Source organism: Streptomyces sp. SID5910 (assembly GCF_009862125.1).
In the GTDB taxonomy this organism is placed as follows: Bacteria; Actinomycetota; Actinomycetes; order Streptomycetales; family Streptomycetaceae; genus Streptomyces.
Window position 1 is genome coordinate 1 of sequence record NZ_WWHX01000990.1, and the last position, 2101, is coordinate 2101.

The 2101-nt window shown below is 78.3% G+C and carries 1 protein-coding gene; it reads left to right on the forward strand.

Translation table 11 applies throughout. The features are described 5' to 3' along the window. On the forward strand, positions 1–2101 hold a 2101-nt coding region (locus GTW67_RS35150; protein WP_161168768.1), incomplete at both ends, for a serine hydrolase.

Genomic DNA, 2101 nt, shown 5'->3' on the forward strand with positions numbered 1-2101 from the left:
GGCAGTCGGGCGAGCCGATCGGCGGGGCGCCGGATCCGGAGGACGTGGCGTATGTGACGCAGGTGCCCGCGGCGGCCGGGCGTCCGCTCGCCGTGGCGGTCACGCACCGCGGGCTGACGCACCATGTGACGGCGGTGGCACGGGAGTTGGGCGACACCGGGGGTGGTGGTACGGCGGTGTTCTCGTCGGTCGCCTCCGAGTCGGCGGCGACGGGACTGTGGGCGTCGTTGTGCGCCGGCCGGCGGGTGCTGCTCGCGCCGCAGGGCTTGGATCTCGCGGGGCTGGGTGAGTGGCTGGCGGCGGCGGGTCCGTTCGGCTTCCTGGTGCTGACGCCCGGGCATCTGGAGCTGCTGGTACGGCAGTTGGGGGACGCGGGGAGTGCCGCTCTGGCGGACGTGTTCGTGATCGGGGGCGGGGCGCCGGGGCCCGCGGTGGCGCGGCTGAGCGGGATGCTCGGGCCCGGCCGGCTGCGTACCGCGTACGGGACGGCCGAGACGTCGTACGGCGGCCTCGTTCCCCTGGCGCCAGGCGTGGACGCGGGGCTGCGGGCGCCGGGTGGCGCCGACGCCGGGCTGCGAGTGCCGGGGGGCGTCGACGCCGGGTTGCGGGTGCCGGGGGGCGTCGACGCCGGGCTGCGGGTGCCGGGGGGCGTCGACGCCGGGTTGCGGGTGCTCGACGGGGGCGGGGTGCCCGTAGCGGACGGTGTGGTGGGCGAGTTGTGTGTGGGCGGGCCGGGTGTCGCCCGGGGGTATGTGGGGCGGGCGGCGCTGACCGCGTTGCGGTTCGTACCCGATCCCGACGGTCCCGCCGGGTCGCGGATGCACCGCACCGGGGAGCTCGCGCGGCGGACGGCGGGCGGGGAGGTGCAGTTGCTCGGCCGTACCGACCGGCAGTTGTGGGTGCGCGGGCACCGGGCCGACCCGGCGGAGACCGAGGAGGCGCTGCACGACCATCCGAGCGTCGGCGAGGCCGTCGTCCTCGGCGTGCAGGCCGCGCCGGGCGACGTACGTCTGGCCGCCTACGTGGTGCCGCGTCCCGGTGCGCACGGGCTGGACGCGGCGGCGCTGGCGGCCCATTGCAGGCGGCTGCTGCCCGGGCACCTGGTCCCGGCGACCCTCACCCTCCTCGACGAGGTGCCGCGCGACGCCGACGGGCGGGTGGAGCGGGCGGCGCTGCCCGGGCAGGGTGGGGCGGGCGGTGCCGGGGGGCGTGCCTCGCGGGCGCGGCGTACGTTCCTCGGCGGGAGCGGTCTGGCCGAGCTGCTGGCGGTCCACCGGGTGCCGGGCGCCTGCGTCGCCGTGCTGGAGGGCGGCGCCCTGGTGGCGGTCGAGGCCGCGGGCACTGACGGCGCGGGCAGACCGGTCACCCCGCGCACCGCCTTCCCGGTGGGGACGCTGAGCCGGTACGTCACGGCGCTGGGCGCGCTACGCCTGGTGGAGGAGGGGGTGCTGACGCTGGACACGGTGGTGGGCGGCGGCGGGGGCACGCCGGTCACGCTGGCGGAGGTGCTGGGGCTTGTCGGGGGTCCCTCGGGGGGTGGCGGCGAGCCCGCGGGGGGTGGTGGCGCTCCGCTGAGCCGTAGCGGCGATCTGCCGGATCGCGCGAACGATCCGCTGGGCCGCGCCGACGGTCCCACGGGTCGCCCCGGCGATCCCCTGGCCTCCGTCTCCCCAGACCGCACCGCCCGCTCCCCCATTCGCGCAGACGCCAGTGCCCTGCTCCCCGCGTTGCTGGAGGACGTCACGGGTGAGGCGTTCGGGGTGCTGATGCGGCGGCTGGTGCTCGGGCCATTGCGGCTGGACGACAGTTGCTTCGGCGGGCCGCCTCCTCGGGCCGACGGCAGGAGCGGCGCGCCGGCGGCCCGTGTCGGCCATGACGTCGCCGGGCGCGCGGTCGGCGGCGGCCGGGCTCCGGATCCGGCCGAGCTGTGGACCACCGCCGCCGATCTGGCCGAGGTCGCGCTGGAGCTTCGCCGGTCCCTGCTCGGCGCTCCGCTCGCCCTGCTCGGCCGGGACACCGCGGCCCGTATGCCGCGACCGGGCCCGGACGGCCTCCACTCCCCGACCGCGACCGGCACCGGCACCGGCACGGGCACGGGCAC